Origin of the sequence: Rhizobium mesosinicum (assembly GCF_019511345.1) — a bacterium.
Taxonomy (GTDB): Bacteria; Pseudomonadota; Alphaproteobacteria; order Rhizobiales; family Rhizobiaceae; genus Rhizobium; species Rhizobium mesosinicum.
This window is the reverse complement of the sequence record NZ_JAEUAK010000005.1, coordinates 290,265-306,998: the sequence shown is the minus strand read 5'-3', so window position 1 is coordinate 306,998 and position 16,734 is coordinate 290,265. Positions and strand designations below refer to the sequence as shown.

The following is a 16,734-nucleotide window of genomic DNA, read 5'->3' as shown; positions in this document are numbered from 1 at the left end:
GCCGGGCATTTTGCATAGGCAGCAGCTTTCCGTCCACTCAACCCGTATTATTTAGGTCAGGCTTTCCCCGCTTCTACGGCATCGGCTCGAAAATCGTCATCGATTCCCGGGCGCACGATGCGTAAATTCAAGAAGTTAAGGCGTCCTTCATGTGTCTGGATGTGTCGCGCTTTAACGGCGCAGCGCGTGGAGAAGCGAAAGCGAGGGTTCGCCATCCGGCTGCATGCCGATACGCTCCTGAACGGCGGCGATGGCTGCCTTGGAGCCGGATCCGAAATTGCCGTCGACATCGCCGCTGTAATAGCCAAGCGTCTTCAGTCGCGTTTGCAATTCGAACTTCTCCGTTATGTCCAGCGACCCTTCGGGACGCGGCCATCGCTGCTGCATGCCGCCAAAGCCGGCGATCTGGTCTGCAAGAAGGCCGACAGCAAGAGCGTAGCTGTCTGAGGCATTGTAGTTCTTGATGGTGAAGAAGTTCGCGGTCATCAGGAAGCCCGGACCATCGCTACCGGCCGGCATCTTCAGCATGGCGCGGGTGTCGCCATCCTTGAAAGGCTTGCCGTTCGGACGCTTCAGGCCGAGGGCCGCCCATTGGGCGAGCGTACGCGTCTTGCCGATGTGCTGGGCGGCGGATGCCGGCACCGCTACCTCGTAGCCCCAGGTCCTGCCGGTGTCCCAGCCGTTCTTCATCAGGAGGTTGGCCGAAGTCGCCAGCGCATCGGGCACCGAATTCCAGATGTCGCGATGACCGTTGCCATCGGCATCGACGGCGTAAAGAAGATAACTTGTCGGGATGAACTGCGTGTGGCCCATGGCGCCGGCCCAGGACCCGGTCATTTCCTTGGCGGGAACATCACCATTCTGCAGGATCTTCAGCGCTGCAATCAACTGTTTCTTGGCATATTTGGCACGCTTCGGGTCGGCATAGGCAAGCGTTGCCAATGCGCGCGGCACATAGTGAAGGCGCTCATCCTTAGCGAGAACTGCGCCGTAATTCGATTCCATCGACCAGATAGCGAGTAGAATCGATTTGTCGACGCCGGATTGGCGCTGGATCGCATCCAGCGTCTTGGCATATTTGGCGGCCATCTTGCGGCCGATTTCCACAGTGTAGGGATTGACGCGGGAATCGACATAATCCCAGATTTTGGATGTGAATTCAGGCTGATAGGTCGCCTTTTCCAGTACCGTTGGGTCTGGATCGCTTACCCCAGAAAAGGCTTTCTGATAGGTTGCCTTACTGATGCCACTCTGCGCGGCAGTTTGGTAGAAGTCCGCGATCCACTTCTGGAACCGGGCATCCGCTTTTGCGTTATGAGGGGCCAGTCCGGTCGCGGTGGCGACAACGAGGGCGAGAGCAAGACCACGAAGGGAGTGTACGTATTTCTGGGTCATCGGCAGTCGTATCCGTCATCTTCGGTTTTAGCCTGGGCGGTACGTCATGTCCGTCCTACGCCGAAAATACAGGAACGGAGTCAACAAATTCTTTACCATGGCCGGCCGGTCCAGTCACCATTTGCAAAACGGTAGCAATTCTATACTAGTTCAAATCGATATAGCGTTGAATTAAAAGCGGTATAGTCAAAACAGGAGGTCGGTGTGGCTCTGAATAAGAAAGTTCGTAAGGCAGTATTTCCGGTTGCAGGCCTGGGAACGCGATTCCTTCCAGCCACAAAAGCGGTTCCAAAGGAAATGCTGACTGTCGTCGATAAGCCAATCATTCAGTATGTCGTCGACGAAGCACTTGAAGCGGGCATTGAACATCTGGTTTTTGTTACTGGTCGTAACAAGCATGTCATCGAAGATTACTTCGATATTCATTTCGAACTTGAGCAGACGCTCAAGGAGCGCGCCAAGAAGGCGGAAATCACCCTGCTGCAGCAGCAGCTTCCCAAGGCAGGCACGGTAAGCTTTACCCGTCAGCAGGAGCCGCTAGGCCTCGGCCACGCCGTCTGGTGCGCCCGCGAGATCGTCGGCGACGAGCCTTTTGCTCTGTTGCTGCCCGACATGATCATGAAGGATCAAAAGGGCTGCATGAAGGGCATGATCGAGCTCTATGCGCATAGCGGCGGCAACATCATCGCCGTCGAGGAATGCGCTCCCGACCAGGCACACAAATACGGTATCGTTGGTGTCGGTGAATCCGTCGGCGAAGGTTTCCGCATCACCGGCATGGTCGAGAAGCCGGCCAAGGGTACGGCTCCGTCCAACTTCTTCATCAACGGCCGTTACATCCTGCAGCCGGAAATCTTCAAGATCCTGGAAACCCAGGAACGCGGCGCCGGCAACGAAATCCAGCTTACCGACGGCATGCTGAAACTGCTCAAGGAACAGGATTTCGCGGGCTACCATTTCAAGGGTGAGACTTACGATTGCGGTGCCAAGGATGGGTTCATCCTCGCCAACGTTGCCTTCGCTCTCGAGCGCGCGGACATCCGCCCGACCATCGAAGACGGCTTCAAGAACCTGTTCACTCGCCTGAAGTAAAGTTGTTCAGCGCTTCACCTTGAGACCGACGCCGGCTCGCCATTGCTGCGAGTCGTCGCCTTCCTTGCGTGTCGTCAGCTCGTAGCCAAGCGTGCTGGTGAAGTCGAGATAGCGGTTGATATTCCAGACAAGACCGGTCGAGGCGGTGTAAACCGTCTCGTCGCTTATTGTGCTGCCGCTCGGGTAATCGCGCAGCGTCACGCCACCGATGACCGTCGCCACCAGATTGTCGCGCAGCTGATGATCGACCGTGGATCTCAGTTGATGTGAGACATAGCCGCTTTCGCCGGCTGCCGTGGAAGGCTGGATGCTGGTCTGGAGGTCGAGATTGACATTCGTCCCGCGGATCGGCGACCAGAGCAGGCTGGCATCGAGTGTCGCCGTGTCGATCGATTTCAGCCTGTCATCATCGAAATCCGCTGTCGCATAACCGACCGCGACCTCGCCCTTCAGCTTTTCACCCATATCGACCTGCACGCCACCCTTGGCGCCGTAGCTATCTCCGGAACGCCGGTAGCCCGAGGAATCGGTGCGTTCATCATAGTTGGTCTTGCCGATCGACGCTTCGATGAAGGGAATGAGTGCCGGCGAGAGTTCGTAGCCGATACGGCCGCGTACGGTACCTGTGGTCTGGTTGCGATCGCTCAGAGAGACCGTCGTGCCGTTCGAAAGCACGGCGTCGGAATAGATCGAGCGCGAGAGTGCGACGGCGGCGGTTCCGCGCAAGATGCCGAAGTCATGCTCAATGGAAGCGCCGCCGGTAAATTCCTGCACATCGGATTGCTGGTCGGCATTGGTGATCGCATCCGGATCATCCGTATCCTCGCGATAGAAATTATAGCCGCCGGTGATATGGCCGACGGTGTCGCGCGTCAGGTCCAACCGCAGATCGCCATTGATCTTGACGGATGGCTGTTCTTCACCCTCGCCGCTGATGTTCTTTTGCCAGGCGCCTTCGGAGGTGACGGTCAACTGATGCCGACTCCAGTCGGAGGTCAACGTTGCGCCCATATCGGTTTCGAGGAAGCCGCGGCTCTTTTTTGTGCCGCCGTCCTTCGTGGTCTCGGTGTTGATCGTTTGCGTGACGCTCGGGCGCAGCACGAAACTGCCGACCGGGATGCCAGGCGTCTGCTCGGTCGAGACGCTCTCAGGCACCCTGCGTATCGGCGTCTCGTCGAGGCGCGGTTCGCGGGTGTTCAGCCTGCGCATCTCCTCGTCGAGGATCGAGCCGGTCGTCTGGTCGTCGGGCTGTGTCGTCGCAGTGGGTGCAATTGCGCTTTCCGTATCCCGGGCCTGCGCAGAAAGGTTGGCAGGGGCCATCGTATCATCGCCTGCGCCATCGACATCCGGCCTCACGTTGCTTGAGCCGGTGCGTTGCGCGGCGGAGGTGGCCGTGGTGCGAGAATTCGTCGTGCCCCCCGATTCTTGTTGCGTGATCTGCTGTGCGAAAGCTGAGGGCGCGACTAGCAGGCTGATAGCCGTGATGGAGACGGCACGGCTCATGGCGCGGAGCGGCGTCACACTGCTCTTCTGTGTTCCCTGGCCCATTCAATCCGCGCCTGAAATGCTTCGAAGTCTTACCCAAGCGTAAAGCCTTGTGGTTAACCATTCGTTGCCGTGCGGGCCGCCCGTTCATACATGGGAAATATTGTCGGGTGGACAGCCAAAGTGAAAAGGTCTAACGCATTGCCATGATCAGGAGAGCGGTAAAACTCGTCGAAAACAGCGTGCTGGAGTCGGGCAAGCGCACCGTCAGCATCGAAAGACGCGCCCTCGAGGCGTTGGAACGTGCTTTCGACGACGGGCTCGCCGGACCCTTTACCCGTGCCGTGGAGGTGATCGGCGAAAATACCGGCCGGGTGATCGTGACCGGCGTCGGCAAGAGCGGCCATATCGGAACGAAGATCGCCGCCACCTTCGCTTCAACGGGGACGCCCGCTTTTTTCGTGCATGCGGCGGAAGCCAATCACGGCGACCTCGGCATGATCGCCGGCGACGATGTGGTGCTTGCGATCTCCAAGGGCGGCGAGAGCGCGGAACTGAAGAGTACCATTTCCTATACGCGGCGTTTTTCCATTCCGCTGATCGCGATGACCTGCAGCCCGCAGTCCTCGCTGGCGACGGCTGCAGATATCGCGCTGTTGATTCCCAATGAGGAAGAGGCCTGTCCCAACGGGCTGGCGCCAACCACGTCGACGATGATGCAGCTTGCACTAGGTGATGCACTGGCGATTGCGCTTCTGGACGCGCGCGGCTTCACGGCGACGGATTTCCATGTTTTCCATCCCGGCGGCAAGCTGGGCGCGAGCCTGATGCATGTTGCAGACATCATGCATACCGGTGACCGCCTGCCGCTGGTCGTAAACGGTACCTCCGTGCCAGACGCGATCAAGGTACTGTCGCACAAGCATTTCGGCTGTGTCGGCGTGTTGGATGCGGAGGGCCGGCTTTGCGGCATCGTCACTGATGGTGACATGTCCCGCAACCTCAACCGCAATCTCGCGGAGCTGACGGTCGACGACATCATGACGCGCGCGCCGAAGACGGTCAGGCCGACGATACTGGCGACGGCGGCCCTGGCGCTGCTCGAGCAATACAAGATCGGCGCTCTTATCGTCGTCGACGACGAGCAGCGGCCGATCGGGCTCGTTCACTTCCACGATCTCTTGAGGATCGGCGTTGCCTGATCAGGTTGGCTCGACCGTCAGGTCGCGGCCGTTGCTCGAAACCACTTTGACCTGCGTTCCGGCCGGAAGATCCGGCCCCATGACCTGCCACGTCGTATCGTCGAGACGAATACGGCCGCGGCCTTCGCGGATTGGCTCGTGCAGTGTCGCGGTACGGCCGACGAGGCTCGCGCCGCGCTGATTGAGGAACGGCTCGTCCGTCGTGGCGTTGCGCAGTGTCAGCCGCCGGCCGATGAGCGTGGCGGCGACCGCGAGGATGGCGAAGAGGATCGCCTGGAGCTCCCAAACCCAGAAGGCGGTATCCCAGAAGAGCAGTGACAGAATACCGACGGCGAGGGCGGCAAGCCCGATCCAGACCAGGAAGAAGCCCGGCACGATCATCTCGGCTGCCAGCAGCACGAGGCCTGCCACCCACCAGCTCCACGGCCCAAGTTCGCCGACGATTTTCGCCAGCATCGCTTATCGCTCCGAGTTGGGACTGAAGGGATTGGACGGAGGCGGAGCGACCGGCGGGGTGGAGCGCACAGGACCTGGACTCGGACGCGGTGGGGACGACGGATTGTTGTTTTCGCCGAAGACCTCTCGCGCAATCGCGCCGATGCCGCCAAGCGAGCCGAGAATGGAAGAAGCCTCCATCGGCATCATGACGATCTTGGAATTGGGTGCCGAGCCGATCGAAGCGAGCGCCTCGGTGTATTTCTGGGCAACGAAATAGTTGATTGCCTGGACGTCGCCGGCGGCGATTGCTTCCGAGACCATCTTCGTCGCCTTGGCTTCGGCCTCGGCTAGGCGTTCGCGGGCTTCGGCATTGCGGAAGGCGGCTTCGCGCTGGCCTTCGGCTTGAAGGATGGCGGACTGCTTGGCGCCTTCGGCTCTCAGGATCTGTGCATTGCGCGCGCCTTCGGCCTCCAGCACCTGGGCGCGCTTCTCGCGCTCGGCCTTCATCTGGCGGGCCATCGCGTCAACGAGGTCGCGCGGCGGCTGGATATCCTTGATCTCGACGCGGGTGACCTTGATGCCCCAAGGCTGCACGGCCTCGTCCACGACGCGCAGCAGCCGGTCGTTGATCGCATCACGATTGGAGAGCAGCTCATCGAGATCCATAGAGCCCATGACGGATCGAATATTGGTCATGGTGAGATTCAGGATGGCATTTTCCAGGTTGGAAACCTGATAGGCGGCCTGCGCGGCATTCAGCACCTGGAAGAAGGACACGGCATCGGCCGAGACCGAGGCATTGTCCTTGGTAATCACCTCTTGGGTCGGTACGTTCAGCACCTGCTCCATCACGTTCATCCTGGCGCCGACGCGTTCGATGAAAGGGGTAATCAGGTTCAGGCCGGGTTCCAGCGTGCGCGTATAGCGGCCGAAACGCTCGATCGTATAACGGTAGCCCTGCGGAACCGTCTTGATGCCTGCAAAGAGCACCAGGATGACAAAAACCACCAATACGATCACGACGATATCGAAGCCGCCGAGCAGCATGTATTCCTCCCTGGGCCCACCTACCTGACGTGGTGAGTTAGCACGTTCTTTGCAAGGAAGGAATGACAGCCTCGCCTGTCAAATCAGGGTGATAGGCCGGCATCGTCCAGGTCGCTCTTTGTGATGTAGCCGCCCATCAGGCAATTGGTGAGAAACGGCTGGTCGTCCAGCTTCGGATTGCTGGTTTTGACATCGTGGAGGCGAAGCTGACATGCGACCTGACCGACAATGCCTTTGGGAGGAGCGTTGGCATAGACCCGCTGATAGTGCTCCCACGCGAGATAAGCGCCACCTGCAATGACGAGCAGGCAGGCGAGGACAATCAATTTTCTGGAACCCGAAATCATAAAGTACGCCCGGATCAAAAAAGCAGCCGCGAAACTCCGGGCGGCAATCGCGCCTCTGACGCGATCGCGATCGCCTATCGGCCATTCCTCAGATCTGGTGCGCGGGACGTTTTTATCTATTGCAGGACGCCAGAAAATCTGGCGCCCTGCCTGTCATGCCCAGCCCAGCAGCTCACGGCGCACGACTTTTTCCAGCACCTGCATGCCGTTCTCGCTGTCATTCAAGCAGGGAATATGCGTGAACTGCTCGCCGCCGTTGTGCTTGAAAGAATCGGCGGCCTGTTCGGCAATCTCTTCCAGCGTCTCCAGACAGTCGGAAACGAAGCCAGGATTCATGACGGCGATACGCTTGACCCCGTCCTGTGCCAGCTTCTCGACGGTCTTGTCAGTATAGGGCTGCAGCCATTCCTCCGGTCCGAAGCGGGACTGGAAGGTGACCATGAAGTTTTCCTTCGTCAGCCCGAGGCGCTCGCGCAGCAGGCGGCCGGTCTTCTGGCACTGGCAGTAATAGGGATCGCCCTGCTGGAAATAGGAGAGCGGAATGCCATGGAAGGAGGCGAGCAGCATCTCCGGTTTCCAGTCGAGGGTGGCAAGATGCCGTTCGACGGATCTGGCGAGCGCTTCGATATAGGTCTCATCGTCATGGTAGTCAGGGACAGTGCGCAATGCCGGCTGCCAGCGCATGGTGAGCAGCTTCTGAAAGGCCTTGTCATTGACGGTCGCGGTGGTGGCGGCCGCATATTGCGGATAGAGTGGGAAGAGCAGGATGCGGTCGCAGCCTGCATCTTTCAGCGCTTCGATGCGCGAGGGGATCGAAGGGGTGCCGTAGCGCATCGCCCAATCGACCTTAACGTGTGGCAGGTCGCGCAGCCGTTCGGCCATGAAGTCCGATTGGTTGCGGGTATAGGTGCGCAGCCAGCTTTCATTCAGGTCCTTGTTCCAGATCGTCTCATAGGCCTTTCCCACTTTCTGCGGGCGCGTGTTGAGGACGATGCCGAACAGGATCGGGTACCACTTCCAGGGCGACCATTCGATGACGCGTTTGTCGGTCAGGAATTCGCGCAAATAGCGGCGCATGGACGTGTAATCGGTGCCGTCAGGCGTGCCGAGATTGACCAGCAGGACGCCAACCTTGCCGAACTTGACGGCGGGATGATCCGCCGGGCGGAGTGAAGTATCTGTCATTCTGGCCCCAACGCGCTTTCGTGCCTCGCCGGCTCATAAACAGCCGGCCGGTCACGGTTCACCCTATAGGAAGAAAAGCCGGCCCGGGGAACCCCGGACCGGCTCTGATGATCGGGACAAATCGTCTTACTTGGCGGGAACCTGGATTTCCTCGCCGATCCGCAGATGGCGCGGGTTCGGGCTGCCATTGGCTTCCGACAATTTGTGCCATTCGGCGCCGTCGCCATAGAAGGTCTTGGCAAGATCCCAGAACGTATCGCCGGCAACGATGACGTGGGTCGAGGGCGTGGCCGGTGCGGAGGCTGCCGGGGCAGGTTCAACTGCTGGAGCGGGAGCCGCCGGGGCTGGTGCTGCAGGAGCTGGGGTCGGTTCGGCAGATGGAGCCGGTGCCGCGGGTGCAGGGGCTGCAGGAGCCTGCTCTGCGGAGGGAGCAGGTGCCGCCTGCGCAATTTCGGTGATACGGCCGTCCGTATAAGGCTTATAGGGCGAATGCGCCGCGATATATTGGGCTGTCACGTCGGCCAGGTCCGGACCGAAGTCATAGGCATTCTGGCCGTCTTTGAAGGCAACATAGCCATCGCCGCCGGCTCGCATGAAGTTGTTGGTGGCGACGCCATAGGTCTTGGCATTGTCGATCGGCACGAAATTGTCCCCGTCCTTGACGAGGACGTCACTGACGCGGCTGCCAACCGGCTTCGACTGGTCGAAGGTGAATTTCAGACCGGCGACCTGCGGGAAACGGCCGGCGCCCTGGTCGATCTGGCTGACGCCGTTTTCGAGCGCTTTGACGATATCGGCGCCGGTCAGCTGGAAGGTTGCGAGCGTGTTCTGGAAGGGCAGCACGGTGATGACTTCGCCCTGGGTGACGTCGCCGCCATCGATGGAGGCGCGCAGGCCGCCGCCGTTCTGGATGGCAATGGTCACGCCCTGGTTCTTGGCGCGGTCAAGGATGGCATCAGCCACCAGATTACCCATCGAGCATTCCTTGACGCGGCAGACCTTGCGGTCGCCCTCGATCGGGCCTTCCGAGGAGCCGATCACCTTCTTGCGCAGCTCTTCGATCGGCTTTGCCAGTTCGACGATGCGCGCGGCGACAGCCTGGTCCGGCGTGAAGGTGGAATCGATTAGGATCGGATCGCCCTTGGCTTCCTTGACGACGCCGTTGTCGTCGAAATTGACGACGAGATCGCCGAGGTACTTGCTATATGAAGCTGCCTGCACTACCGGCACTTTATAGCCGCCGGGATTGTCGACCATTGTCGGATAAGGACCTTCCGCCTTCGGATCGGTGTTCGACAGCAGGCTGTGCGAATGGCCGCCGACGACCACGTCGACATCGGGGATCTTGGCGATCATGGCGAGATCGCGCGGGTAGCCGACATGCGTCAGCGCAATGATCTTGTTGACACCTTCGCCCTTCAGTTTCTCGACCTCTGCCGTGATGCTCCGGACATCATCGGCAATTGTCACGTTCGGGCCGGGCGAGGAGAGTTCGGGTGTGTCATTGGTGACGGCACCGACGATACCGATCTTCTGGCCGCTGACATCAAGTACGAGGGAAGGCTTGACGCGGTCACCGAGCTTGGAAGCAGCTGTCGCCTTGACGTTCGCGGTTACGACAGGGAACTGCACCTTGTCGAGGAAGGTTGCGAGCCCATCTTCGCTGTCGTCGAATTCATGATTGCCAACCGTCATGGCGTCGAACTTCATGAGGTTCAGCATCTCGGCTTCAGCCGCGCCCTTATAGGTAGTGTAGAACAGCGAGCCCTGGAAATTGTCGCCGGCGTTGAGCAGCAACACGTTCTTGCCCGTCAGAGCCTGACGGCGCTGGTCGATGGCGGTCTTCAGGCGGGCGGCGCCGCCGAAGCATTCGTTCTTGCCTTCTTCCTCGGCCGAGCAGGTGGAGTCGAACTTGTTGATCGATTCAATACGTGAGTGGAAATCGTTGATATGAAGAATGTTGAGTTCGTAATCCGCGAAAGCGGCGCCCGCGCTGAGCGCCAGCATGGACGCGGTCAAAAGACCGAAGCTGAAAGACTTCGTCATCCCTGTTCTCCTGATTAAGGGCGAAGATCCCCCTGATCCTCGCCGGCCCCTTCCATAGTCAGCCGGAGCGGTTTTCCGGCATGCGGATGTTCCATCGGACGATGCACCGCCGCAAGGGAAAGCTGGGCCAGGAGAGTTGCTTTCCAAGGGGAGCCGGGCAAAAAAGCCGGATTGCTATCGCCGCTGCAAGCGGCATTGCGAGCAACAGGACGGGGTAACCGGCGAAAGCCGCGTGGGTGCTTAGCCTTTACCCCATCTGTTCTTTTCAGCTGCGGCGGGTCAGAACGAACTGTGCGCCGGCGTCCGAGGTGCAGTTCAGCTGGCTCGTCGTGACGAGCGCGCAATTGACTTTCGACTGCTTGTTGCGAACCAGCGAGGTCATGTTGATTTCCACCAGCGTGGGCGAGGTATTGGTATAGGTGCCGGAGGCCAGAAGCTGGTTGCTGTCGGTCGTACGCGTCGTAAAGGTGCCAGCCTGGAAGGTGGAGACGATGCCGTTCGGATCGGCCCAGTTTCCTTCGACACCAGCAGGAGCGGGCGCCGATGCGGTTGGGAGCGGGCGCGGGCCGGAGGAAACGCAGGCGGCAAGCGCTGCCGATGCAACCGCAAGAACGAGACCAGTTTTTATTTTCATAAGACTTCTCCGGCGAATCTAGGCGGAAGCTGTCCGCGACAGTCCGCCAAAAACATGGCGCGGGCCTTCCGCGAAGGCAAGCCTTCGACGGGAGTCTGTCGGCATTTAGACAGCAGGCGTTACAAAAATGCCCGCCTAACAGCGGGCATCTTCGAAAGCATCAGGCAGGAATCAGCGAACCAGGATGTTCTTGAACTGCCACGGATCCTTGGTGTCGATGTCTTCCGGGAACAGGCCCGGACGACCGTCGAGCGGGGTCCAGTCGGTGTAATGGCCTTCGACCGGGCCGAGATAGGGCAGCTGGACTTCGAGGCAGCGCTTGTAATCCATCTCGTCGGCTTCGACGATGCCGGCCTTTGGGTTTTCAAGGGCCCAGACCATTCCGGCCAGAACGGCAGAAGTCACCTGCAGGCCGGTTGCATTCTGGTAGGGGGCGATGCGACGGGTTTCTTCCAGCGACAGGCGCGAACCGTACCAGTAGGCGTTCTTGTCATGGCCGTAGAGCAGCACGCCGAGTTCATCGACGCCGTCCACCAGTTCGTTCTCGTCGAGAACGTGCAGGACCGGCTGCGGCCTGCCGCCGTTGCCGAACATCTCATGCAGTGAGAGAACTGCGTCATTGGCCGGATGATAGGCATAGTGGCAGGTCGGGCGGTAGGTGACGTCGCCATCCTTGTCTCTGACCGTGAAGAAGTCGGCAATCGAGATCGACTCGTTATGAGTGACGAGAAAACCGTATTGCGGCCCGGGCGTCGGGCACCAGGTGCGCACGCGGGTATTGGCGCCAGGCTGCTCCAGGAAGATGGCGGCCTTGGAGCCTTTCTTGTGCTTCTTGGCGTTTTTCGGCATCCAGTTTTCGTGGGTGCCCCAGCCGAGTTCCGCCGGCTGCAGGCCCTCGGAGATGAAGCCTTCGACCGACCAGGTGTTCCAGAAAACGTTGAGCGGCTTCGGATGGATGGTGCGCTGGGTATCACGTTCGGCAATGTGGATGCCCTTGACGCCGACCTTCTTCATGAGCTTTGCCCATTCTTCGCGGTCGTCCTGGCCCGGCTCATCGAACTTCAGGCCCATATCACGGGCGAGGTTCAAAAGCCCCTGCTTGACGAACCAGGAGACCATCCCTGGGTTTGCGCCGCAGGTGGAAACGGCAGTGGTGCCGCCAGGGTTCTTGGCCTTTTCCTTGCGAACGGTTTCGCGCAGCGCGTAGTTGGTACGCTCCTCGTTCTTCATGTCCTTATCGAAATAGAAACCGAGCCAAGGCTCGACGACGGTATCGATATAGAGCACGTCGAGCTTGCGGCAGAGCTTGATGATGTCGAGCGAGGAGGTGTCGACCGAGAGGTTGACGCAGAAGCCCTGCCCTTCGCCTTCGGTCAGCAGCGGCTTCAGCAGCTCCTTGTAGTTGTCCTTCGTCACATACGCCTGGATGTGCTTGACACCGTGCTTTTCCAGAATGTGGGCATCATCCGTGCGCGGGTCGATGACGACCATCCGGCTCTTGTCGAATTTGAAGTGGCGCTCGATCAGGGGCAGCGTGCCTCGGCCGATGGAGCCAAAGCCGATCATGACGATCGGACCGGTAATTTCGCCATATACCGGATAGTTCTGTTCCGTCATTCTTTTCTCCTATTGGAAGGGAACGAAGGCCGTCAGCCTAAAGAATTCATATGAAAATGCCGCGAAGCTCGCGAAGTGACCGGCTCTAACCACAAAATGGCGTCACAATAAAGAGCGTTCCCCTGCAAAGGTTAAATATCGAGGCTGCAAAATGCTCAGCGCTTCAGAGCCTCCAGCCCTTCCGTCACTGTCGTCAACGCGACTTCCATGATGTCATATTCGGCAACACCATGGATGATGAAAGGGTCGGCTGCGACATAGGCTTCAATATCGGCGCGGTCGCCGACAGCGAGAATAACACCGCCGGTGCGGGGGACCTTGCGTCCGGAAGCAAGAAACCATCCCTTTGCGTAGCCTTCCTTTACCCAGGCCATATGCGGCTCCATGTGCTTGTCGGCCTCCTCGTTCGGCTTCACATAGGTCAGGGAGAGGATCAGCATGGTCAGTCCTTTTGCAGCGTGGCGCGGATCAGGCCGCGCAGCGAATTTCCAACGTATAGCGTACCCTTGTCCAGATCATCTGATGTGATGCGACCGACGCGGGCCTTGCGCTGGCAGATGAGGTCGGTGCGCAGCACGCCCGCAAGCAGGCCGCAGGAGATCGGCGGCGTTCTGAGAATGCCGGAACCGTCATCAAGGAAGACTGACGTGATGGTTCCCTCGCAGACGTCCTGCCGTTCGTTGAGCAGGATGACTTCATCTGCTTGCTGCGGCGTGAACTCGGCGCGCGCCGCTTCATACACGGCCCGGCATGTGGTCTTGATACGCAGCAGCTTGTCGGTGGAATCGAGACGCGTGCTGGCGATACGGAGTTTCCAGACTGCGTCTTGCGGCAGCGGGGTGAAAGGCGCGGTGGCAATATCGATCCGGCCCTGGCCGTCGAAAGTCAGCCTGACACGGCGCGGCTCCTTGTCATCCCTTACCGCGTCTTCCAGTCTCGCGACCACATCTCTCGGCTCGGGAAAACCGGTGCGGCGGGCGGAGCGGGAGAGGCGGGCGAGATGAAGGCGCAGGCGAATGAATCCTTCGTCCGGTTGCCAACGTAGCGTTTCGATCAGCGAAAAATCCGTCATCGGGCAATCCATTGGTCGCCGACGGCGAAGCGGGCCTTGAGCAGGCATTCTTCATATTCGGCTTCGTCAGTGGAATCGAAGACGATGCCGCCGCCGACGTTGAAGACTGCTTTGCCGCCGCCGAAGAGCGTCATCGTGCGGATCGCAACGGAGAAGCGCATCGCGCCACTGGGCGCGATCATGCCGATTGCGCCGCAATAGGCATCGCGCGGACCATCCTCGAGGTCATGGAGGATTTCCATGGCGCGGATCTTCGGCGCGCCTGTGATCGAGCCGCATGGAAAAAGGGCGGCGAAGATGTCACGGACGGAAAGGTTGGGCAGGAGCTTCGCCTGAACGTGGCTGACCATCTGGTGGACTGTCGGATAGGTCTCGACTTCGAAGAGTTTTGGAACGTCGAGCGTGCCGACCTCGGTGATGCGCGAGATGTCGTTGCGCAAGAGGTCGACGATCATACGGTTTTCCGCCTGCGTCTTGATGTCGGCCTTCATGGCTTCGACGATTTGGGCATCTTCGGCCGGCGTCGCACCCCGCTTGGCTGTACCCTTCATCGGATGGGTCTCAATCCAGCCATCTTGGTCGGTGCGGAAAAACAGTTCCGGCGAGCGGGAAAGAATGATGGGGCCGCCGAGATTGGCAAATGCGCCGTATTTCACGGGCTGGCGGTCGATCAGCGACCAGAAGGCGGCAAGCGGATCACCGTTCCAGCGGGCCTTGATCGGCATCGTCAGGTTGGCCTGGTAGATATCGCCGAGGCGCAGATGCCGATGGAGGCGTTCGAAACGCTCTTTATATATCGCGAAGTTCCAGGCTGCCTTCGGTGCGGTCAGGAATTCCTCGTTTTCGCGCCGCTGACGCGGCCTTGCGAGGGGATGATTTTCCGGCTGCGGCGCATCGAAGACGCCGAACAGCAGCAAGGGCGTCGCCCGGTCCTCTTCGGCGAAAGCGGCAAGCTTTTTTTCGAAGAGATGGCCGGCCTCATAGGCCATGTAACCGGCAAGCCATTTGCCGGCTTTGCGCGCTTCTTCCATCCGCTCCAGCGCGGGCAGGAATTCGGCGCGCGTGCGGGCAACGATCACGTGTTGCGGGCCGGCGAAGAGCATGACTTCGCCGGTCGTGTCGTCCCGGAACAGGATGAAGGGTTCGGACGCTGCCATTGCCTTTCCAGCGAAGCTGCGGGTTTGGGCGGCTTATGCCTTGTCCAGCGCTTCGAGTTCGTCGATCAGGCCTTCGATCATCGACAGCCCCTTGCTCCAGAAGGACGGGTCGGTCGCATCAAGCCCAAAGGGCTTCAGCAGTTCGGAATGATGCTTGGTGCCGCCGGCCTTCAGCATCTCGAAATACTTGTCCTGAAAGCCCTTCTCGGCCTTCTGATAGACGGCATAGAGCGAGTTCACCAGGCAATCGCCGAAAGCATAGGCGTAAACATAGAAGGGCGAATGGATGAAGTGGGGGATATAGGCCCAGTAGGTCTCATAACCCTCGGAAATCTTGATCGCCGGGCCAAGGCTTTCCGACTGGACGGAAAGCCACAGCTCGCCGATGTCGTCGGCGGTCAGTTCGCCGGCTTTGCGGGCGGTATGAACCTTGCGCTCGAACTCGTAGAAGGCGATCTGGCGCACGACCGTATTGATCATGTCCTCGACCTTCTGGGCAAGCATGGCCTTGCGCTCGCGCTTGTCGGTCGTCCGGTTGAGCAGGGCGCGGAAGGTCAGCATCTCGCCGAAGACGGAAGCAGTTTCGGCAAGCGTCAGCGGCGTCTGGCACATAAGGGCGCCTTGGGCGCCGGCAAGAACCTGATGAACGCCGTGGCCGAGTTCGTGGGCGAGTGTCATGACATCGCGCGGCTTGCCCATGTAATTGACGAGCACGTAGGGATGGGCAGAAGGGACGGTCGGGTGAGCGAAAGCGCCAGGCGCCTTGCCGGGGCGAACGGGAGCGTCGATCCATTGTTCGTCAAAGAAGCGCTTGGCGATTTCAGCCATTTCCGGCGCGAAATTACCGTAGGCGGACAGCACCGTGTCCCTGGCTTCGGTCCAGGAGATGATGGCACCAGAGGTTTCCGGAAGCGGCGCATTGCGATCCCAGAAATTCATCTGCTCCATGCCGAGCCATTTGGCCTTCATCTTGTAATAGCGATGCGAGAGGCGCGGATAGGCCTCCTTGACGGCCGCGGCAAGGGCGTCGACCACTTCGCGCTCGACGCGGTTCGCCAGATGGCGGCTATCGGCGATGTCTTCGAAGCCGCGCCAGCGATCAGCGATCTCCTTGTCCTTGGCGAGCGTATTGGTGATCAAGGTGAAGATGCGGATATTCGTCTTGAAGGTTTCGGCGAGCGCCATCGCCGCTTTACGGCGCACTTCCGGATCCTTTTCCTGCAGCATGTTCAGCGCCACTTCGAGCGGCAGCTTTTCGCCGTCAATCTCGAAGCGCAGCTCCGCCATCGTCTCATCGAAGAGACGATTGAAGGCGGCAGCTGATGTCATCGACTTTTCGAGGAAGAGCTGCTCAAGCTTGTCTTCGAGCTGGTAGGGCTTGTCCTTGCGCAGGTCGACCAGCCAGGGGCGGTAATGGCCGGCAATCGGATCATTCGCCATGCAGGCATCGATCACCGCATCGTCGATGCGGTTGAGTTCGAGAGCGAAGAAGAGCAGGCGGCCGGAATAATCGGTAAGCTTGGTCTGGACGTCGCCATAGAGCTTGCCGTTTGTAGGGTTGGACGTATCCGAGAAGTAGGTAAGGCCTGCGAAGGAGCCGAGGCGGCCCATGATATCGTCAAGTGCCTCATATTCCTTCAGTGCCTGGCCGATACCTTCCTCGCCCTTCCTGGTGGCGGCTGCGGCAAGTTTGCCCTTCCACTTGTTTTCGAAATCAGACGCTGCCTTGCCGGCCTTTTCCATGTCGGAAACGAAAGCCGTGGAAGTGGCCGAGGGGTAGAGATCCTGCAGCCGCCAGGAGGGAAGCTCGCCGAGAGCCGGGTCTACCGCTGCAGCGGGAGCCGCTGCCGAAAGATGAAGATCGGCGTGCGCAAGCATATGTCTCATCGGGAGGTTCCTCTTCCTCTTTTATAACAGGTCTGACTGTCTAAGCGTCGTAACGCCTGTCAGCAAGGGTTTTTCGGCGCAAAAAGGGCCCTGTTACGGCACGAAAACGGCCTGTCGTAATCGGTAAAAT

General features: G+C 59.7%; 15 protein-coding genes. 2 read left to right on the top strand and 13 right to left on the bottom strand.

Going from position 1 to position 16,734, the window contains the following annotated elements:
- Window positions 1-171: 171 nt before the first annotated feature.
- Window positions 172-1,395 carry a lytic murein transglycosylase gene (locus tag JNB85_RS16010; RefSeq protein ID WP_220335320.1) on the bottom strand — a complete coding sequence of 408 codons (1,224 nt, stop codon included), beginning with the start codon at window positions 1,393-1,395 and terminating at the stop codon, window positions 172-174.
- A gap of 204 nt (window positions 1,396-1,599) precedes the next feature.
- Here JNB85_RS16010 and galU point away from each other — a divergent pair, with 204 nt between their 5' ends.
- On the top strand, window positions 1,600-2,487 hold the full coding sequence (gene galU, locus JNB85_RS16005; RefSeq protein ID WP_220335319.1) for a UTP--glucose-1-phosphate uridylyltransferase GalU: 888 nt from the start codon (window positions 1,600-1,602) through the stop codon (window positions 2,485-2,487).
- 6 nt (window positions 2,488-2,493) lie between these two features.
- Here the strand turns inward: galU and JNB85_RS16000 are convergent, their stop codons facing one another.
- A complete protein-coding gene (locus JNB85_RS16000) occupies window positions 2,494-4,035 on the bottom strand; it encodes an outer membrane beta-barrel protein (protein ID WP_220335318.1) in 1,542 nt (513 codons plus the stop codon).
- A gap of 143 nt (window positions 4,036-4,178) precedes the next feature.
- Between JNB85_RS16000 and JNB85_RS15995 the strand changes: the two genes are divergently transcribed.
- Window positions 4,179-5,174, top strand: coding sequence for a KpsF/GutQ family sugar-phosphate isomerase (locus tag JNB85_RS15995; RefSeq protein WP_220335317.1), 996 nt, complete (start codon window positions 4,179-4,181; stop codon window positions 5,172-5,174).
- Here the strand turns inward: JNB85_RS15995 and JNB85_RS15990 are convergent, their stop codons facing one another.
- The 11 genes from JNB85_RS15990 to JNB85_RS15940 form a co-directional block, all read right to left on the bottom strand.
- Window positions 5,175-5,630 (bottom strand): NfeD family protein, encoded by a 456-nt coding sequence (locus tag JNB85_RS15990; RefSeq protein ID WP_183748694.1) that lies wholly within the window; start codon window positions 5,628-5,630, stop codon window positions 5,175-5,177.
- Window positions 5,631-5,633: 3 nt separating this feature from the next.
- Complete coding sequence (locus tag JNB85_RS15985) at window positions 5,634-6,659, bottom strand: SPFH domain-containing protein (protein ID WP_220335316.1); 1,026 nt, start codon at window positions 6,657-6,659, stop codon at window positions 5,634-5,636.
- 83 nt (window positions 6,660-6,742) lie between these two features.
- On the bottom strand, window positions 6,743-7,006 hold the full coding sequence (locus JNB85_RS15980) for a hypothetical protein (RefSeq protein WP_220335315.1): 264 nt from the start codon (window positions 7,004-7,006) through the stop codon (window positions 6,743-6,745).
- Between the two features lie 153 nt (window positions 7,007-7,159).
- Window positions 7,160-8,191, bottom strand: coding sequence for a ferrochelatase (gene hemH / locus JNB85_RS15975; RefSeq protein WP_220335314.1), 1,032 nt, complete (start codon window positions 8,189-8,191; stop codon window positions 7,160-7,162).
- A gap of 126 nt (window positions 8,192-8,317) precedes the next feature.
- Window positions 8,318-10,237, bottom strand: a complete 1,920-nt coding sequence (locus JNB85_RS15970; protein WP_220335313.1) for a bifunctional metallophosphatase/5'-nucleotidase — start codon at window positions 10,235-10,237, stop codon at window positions 8,318-8,320.
- Between the two features lie 265 nt (window positions 10,238-10,502).
- Complete coding sequence (gene omp10 / locus JNB85_RS15965) at window positions 10,503-10,871, bottom strand: outer membrane lipoprotein Omp10 (RefSeq protein ID WP_220335312.1); 369 nt, start codon at window positions 10,869-10,871, stop codon at window positions 10,503-10,505.
- A 171-nt stretch (window positions 10,872-11,042) separates the two neighbouring features.
- Entirely contained in the window at window positions 11,043-12,488 is a 1,446-nt protein-coding gene (locus JNB85_RS15960) for a homospermidine synthase (protein ID WP_220335311.1), read from the bottom strand.
- A gap of 155 nt (window positions 12,489-12,643) precedes the next feature.
- Entirely contained in the window at window positions 12,644-12,928 is a 285-nt protein-coding gene (locus tag JNB85_RS15955; protein ID WP_220335310.1) for a YciI family protein, read from the bottom strand.
- Window positions 12,929-12,930: 2 nt separating this feature from the next.
- Window positions 12,931-13,560 carry an aminotransferase class IV family protein gene (locus tag JNB85_RS15950; RefSeq protein ID WP_262928183.1) on the bottom strand — a complete coding sequence of 210 codons (630 nt, stop codon included), beginning with the start codon at window positions 13,558-13,560 and terminating at the stop codon, window positions 12,931-12,933.
- Window positions 13,557-14,717: an aminodeoxychorismate synthase component I gene (locus tag JNB85_RS15945; RefSeq protein ID WP_220335308.1), complete on the bottom strand. Its 1,161-nt coding sequence runs from the start codon at window positions 14,715-14,717 to the stop codon at window positions 13,557-13,559. Before JNB85_RS15945 ends, JNB85_RS15950 begins: the two co-directional genes overlap by 4 nt.
- A 33-nt stretch (window positions 14,718-14,750) precedes the next feature.
- Window positions 14,751-16,604, bottom strand: a complete 1,854-nt coding sequence (locus JNB85_RS15940; protein ID WP_220335307.1) for a M3 family oligoendopeptidase — start codon at window positions 16,602-16,604, stop codon at window positions 14,751-14,753.
- Window positions 16,605-16,734: the final 130 nt, after the last annotated feature.